Origin of the sequence: Streptomyces sp. NPDC048434 (genome assembly GCF_043200375.1) — a bacterium.
GTDB lineage: Bacteria > Actinomycetota > Actinomycetes > Streptomycetales > Streptomycetaceae > Streptomyces.
Map to the genome: position 1 here is coordinate 1 of NZ_JBICXQ010000072.1, position 4,541 is coordinate 4,541.

Consider the following 4,541-nt stretch of genomic DNA (forward strand, 5'->3'; position numbering starts at 1 on the left):
TCCCTGGTGCGCTATGTCGCCCGGCGCTTCTCCAGCCGCAAGGAGTCCATGGAGGACGTCCTGCAGGTCGGGACGATTGGTCTGATCAAGGCGATCGACCGCTATGACGTCTCTCGCGACGTGGAGTTCACCACGCTCGCCGTCCCGTACATCCAGGGCGAGATCAAGCGGTTCTTCCGCGACACCACCTGGTCGGTGCATGTGCCGCGGCGCCTGCAGGAGCTCCGGATCGACCTGGCCCGGGCCCGGGAGGAGCTGGAGGGGGAGGGCAGCCACGAGCCGTCCGTCACCGACCTCGCCGACCACCTGGACATGGCGGAGGAGGAGGTGGCGGAGGGGCTGGTGGCCTGCAACGGCTACGACAGCGACTCCATCGACCGGCCGATCCAGGCCGGCGGTGGCGGCAAGCAGCAGACCGGCTTCGTCGCCGACCTCATCGGAACCGAGGACCCTGCCCTCGCCCTGGCCGAGGACATCCATGCCCTCAAGCCGCACCTGGCCAAGCTCGACGACCGCGAGCGCACCCTCCTCCAGCTGCGCTTCGGCGGCGAAATGACGCAGGCCGAAATCGGCGAGGAGCTCGGCCTCTCCCAGATGCACGTCTCCCGCCTGCTGACCCGCATCTGCGGAAAGCTGCGTGAGGGTCTTCTCGCTGCAGCGTGAAGCTACCCGGCGGCGTGACGGGTGTGCGGCAGTTGGCTCCCGAGCCCATTGCGCCCGGCGTCACGGTGGTGCGCCTCCCTGGTGGTGACGACAGCACCAGTTGCCGTTGCCGCGGTCCGGGATCAAAGTAAAAAAGAACACTTATGCGAGATCGGAGCTGGTCATGGTCGTTCTCGGCATCATTCTTCTGGTCGTCGGATTCGTGACGGGCCTGTCCATCCTGTGGACCATCGGCATCGTGCTCGTGGCCATCGGCGCGATTCTGTGGCTTCTGGGCACGATGGGGCACGCCGTCGCGGGACGAAAGCACTACTGGTAACGGCATCCAGCTGTCGGCGGCAGTCGAGGCAGAACCTGCCGAAGACCAGCTACATGCCATCCGCGCCGCTTAGATTCACCCGCTCACCTGGAATTGATCTGCTTTTCGCGTCAGCAACTGCAAGCGGAGGACCCGATGTCCACTGGGACACTCATAGCCATCATCGTGCCGATCGTGGTCGTGCTTCTGGTGTGCGCGCTGGCGGCATCGGTGATCATGCGTCGTCGCCGGCTGCAAGCACGGTTCGGACCGGAGTACGAGCGGACCGTGGAGGCCAAAGGCAGCCGCAGGGCGGCTGAGCGCGATCTGCGTGCACGCGAGCAGCGCCACGACGCGCTGCACATCAAGGAGCTGCCAGCATCTGCCCGGGACCGGTACGCCCATGAATGGGGCCAGGTGCAGGAACGCTTCGTCGACCAGCCCGAGGACGCGGTCCATGACGCCGACCGGCTGGTGACCTCACTCATGAGCGACCGCGGGTACCCCACCGAAGGGCTTGACCAGCAGCTGAGTGACCTGTCGGTGGAGCACGGGCGCACCCTGGAGCACTACAGGGCCGCCCACGAGGTCAATGGGCGCAGTACGCGGCACGAGGCAACGACGGAGGAACTGCGGGGCGCGATGGTCCACTACCGCGCGCTGTTCACGGAACTGCTGCACAACGGCCAGAAACCACGGCAGAGCGGTTCGTGAGCCCGTGCGACACCGGCAGGCAAGGCACGGTCTGGACGGAAACGGAGGCGGAAAGATGGAGCGCAGAGACATATCCGAGCCGGGAGCGGACGGCCCGTCCACCGAAGACCTGGCAGGCACGCGACAGCACATGGGCGGCGCTACCCAGGAGCCCCAGCCCGAGGCGCCACCAACCTTCCCGGGCGAGGCCACAGCCGCAGACCGGGGGGGCTCCACGCCCCGAGACGAAGGCCGGGACGCCTCACCGGACAGCAACCGGGAAGCCGAGGTCCAGGAGCCGGACGCGCCGCTGCTCGGGCCCGAGCAGGAGGAGTTCCGCAGCCGGTGGCAGCGGATCCAGAGCGAGTTCGTCGATGATCCCCGCGAGGCGGTTGGTGCGGCGGACACGCTGGTCGCCGAGGTCATGCAGGCACTGGCAACGACCTTCTCCGAACACAAGCAAGGACTCGAAGGTCAGTGGCACCGCGGTGAGGAAGTGGCGACGGAGGAACTGCGCGTCGCCCTCCAGCGATACCGCTCATTCTTCAACCGCCTGCTCAACACCTGACCGCGCTCCCCAGGGTCGCCTCCCAGCGCCCGCCTGCTACAAGAGAAGTAGCTATTTCGGCCTGATGCTCGGCAGCACGAGGGAGGTGTGAGGTGGCACCAGCACCCGATCGCATCGCAGAGCCCTGGGGGACGCGTACCCCGTTCGGGCTGGGGGAGGAGTGGCCGGCCCGGGTGGATACTCAGCTCGCGGACGGTGTGGCCGAGCCCGATGTCGAGCGGTGGGTCCCTACAACCTCGCTTCTGCACTCCAACGGGGATGCGATGGACGTGGCGGTCGGCGCGGGCCGGATCCTGGGGGTGCGGGGCCGGCCCTATGACAGGGTCAACCGAGGACGTCTCGGGCCCAAGGACCTCTTCGGCTGGCAGGCGAATGCCGCTCCCGACCGGCTCACCCGGCCGCTGGTGCGGGAGGCGGGCCGACTGACCGAGACGGACTGGCCTACCGCCATGGGACGGATCGTCGACCGGTCGCAACACCTGCTGACGGAGTGCGGTCCCGGCTCGATCGGCTTCTACACCACCGGCCAGTTGTTCCTTGAGGAGTACTACACCCTCGCGGTCATCGCACGGGCCGGGGTCGGCACTAACCATCTGGACGGCAACACCCGCCTTTGTACCTCTACCGCCGCCGAGGCGCTCAAGCAGAGCTTTGGCTCGGACGGCCAGCCGGGCTCTTACTCGGATCTCGACCACGCCGACACCCTCGCCCTCTTCGGGCACAACATGGCGGAGACCCAGCCCGTGCTGTGGATGCGTGTACTGGACCGGCTGGCCGGGCGGCAGCCGCCGAAGCTGGTCTGCGTGGACCCGCGGCCCACGCCTTCCGCCCTCCGGGCGACCGTGCACCTCGCGCCCCGGGCAGGCACCAACGTCGCCCTGATGAACGCGCTGCTCCACGAAATCATCCGCACCGGCCGGATCGACGAAGAATACGTCCGGGCCCACACCACGGGGTTCGACGAACTGAAGCAGTGCGTGGCCGAGTGCACGCCGCACTGGGCGTCAGACATCTGCGACGTGCCTGCCGAATCGATCCGGGAAGCTGCGGAGATCCTCGGCACAGCACGCCGGCTGGTGTCCACGGTGCTCCAGGGCTTCTACCAGTCCCACCAGGCGACCGCCGCCGCGGTACAGGTCAACAATCTGCACCTGGTGCGCGGCATGATCGGCCGACCGGGCGCGGGAGTGCTGCAGATGAACGGCCAGCCCACGGCGCAGAACACCCGGGAGTGCGGTGCCAACGGAGATCTGCCGGGCTTCCGCAACTGGCAGAACGACGACCACGTCGCCGAACTCGCCCGGGTGTGGAACGTCGACCCTGCCACCATTCCGCATTTCGCTCCGCCCACGCATGCCATGCAGATGTTCCGCTACGCCGAACAGGGATCGCTGAGGATGCTCTGGATCAGCGGAACCAACCCGGCCGTCTCCCTGCCCGAACTCGCCCGTATCCGTGCCCTTTTGAGGGACGAGGGTCTCTTCACCGTCGTCCAGGACATTTTCCTGACCGAGACCGCGCAGCTCGCCGATGTGGTGCTCCCTGCGGCGACGTGGGCAGAGAAGACCGGCACCTGCACCAACGCCGACCGCACTGTCCATCTGTCTGAGAAAGCCATCGAGCCGCCCGGCCGGGCGCGCGCCGACCTCGACATCTTTCTCGACTACGCCCGGCGCATGGAATTTCACGACCGGGAGGGAGGGCCACTCGTGTCCTGGCACGACCCCGAATCCACCTTCGAAGCGTGGAAGAAGTGCAGCGCCGGACGGCCCTGCGACTACACCGGCCTCACCTATGAGCGACTTCGGCAGGCCGGCGGCATCCAGTGGCCCTGCACGGCCTCCGCGCCCGGAGGAACGGAACGCCTTTACACCGAGGGGTTCATGTGGGCCGACGTCGCGCTGTGCGAAAGCTACGGAAAGGACGTCGTCACGGGAGCCGCCTCTTCCCGGATCGAGTACCAAGGGGCGAATCCGCAGGGAAAGGCGATGATCAAGGCGGCCGAATACCTTCCGCCGCACGAATCCCCGTCCCCCGAGTACCCCCTTCAACTCACCACCGGACGTACTCTCTACCACTTCCACACCCGCACGAAGACCGGACGCGTCCCCCAGTTGAACGCCGCAGCCCCCGACGTGTGGATCGAACTCTCCCCGGCCGAGGCGGCCCGACACGGGTTGGAGGAGGGCGACATGGTCGAGGCCGCCACGCCCCAGGGCTCCGTACGCGGCAGGCTCCGGATCACCCACATCCGCGACGGCATGCTCTTCGTGCCCTTCCACTACGGATACTGGGACACCCCCCACGGCAGCGGTCCCG

The 4,541-nt window shown here is 67.5% G+C and carries 5 protein-coding genes; all 5 read left to right on the forward strand.

The window, feature by feature from the left end:
* Positions 1-663 (forward strand): SigB/SigF/SigG family RNA polymerase sigma factor (locus tag ACGFWI_RS38735; RefSeq protein WP_393910762.1); only part of this gene is annotated, 663 nt, incomplete at its 5' end.
* 163 nt (positions 664-826) lie between these two features.
* A complete protein-coding gene (locus tag ACGFWI_RS38740) occupies positions 827-982 on the forward strand; it encodes a DUF6131 family protein (protein ID WP_393910763.1) in 156 nt (51 codons plus the stop codon).
* A gap of 135 nt (positions 983-1,117) precedes the next feature.
* The gene (locus ACGFWI_RS38745; protein WP_393910764.1) at positions 1,118-1,675 is read left to right on the forward strand and encodes a hypothetical protein; all 558 of its coding nucleotides are present in this window, start codon (positions 1,118-1,120) and stop codon (positions 1,673-1,675) included.
* Between the two features lie 55 nt (positions 1,676-1,730).
* The gene (locus ACGFWI_RS38750; protein WP_393910765.1) at positions 1,731-2,222 is read left to right on the forward strand and encodes a hypothetical protein; all 492 of its coding nucleotides are present in this window, start codon (positions 1,731-1,733) and stop codon (positions 2,220-2,222) included.
* A gap of 92 nt (positions 2,223-2,314) precedes the next feature.
* On the forward strand, positions 2,315-4,541 hold a 2,227-nt coding region (locus tag ACGFWI_RS38755), incomplete at its 3' end, for a molybdopterin oxidoreductase family protein (RefSeq protein WP_393910766.1).

Excerpts from the sequence above, each read along its gene's own strand:
- ACGFWI_RS38745 (WP_393910764.1), top strand. The coding sequence starts at position 1,118 with ATGTCCACTGGGACACTCATAGCCATCATCGTGCCGATCGTGGTCGTG.
- ACGFWI_RS38750 (WP_393910765.1), top strand. The coding sequence starts at position 1,731 with ATGGAGCGCAGAGACATATCCGAGCCGGGAGCGGACGGCCCGTCCACC.
- ACGFWI_RS38740 (WP_393910763.1), top strand. The coding sequence starts at position 827 with ATGGTCGTTCTCGGCATCATTCTTCTGGTCGTCGGATTCGTGACGGGC.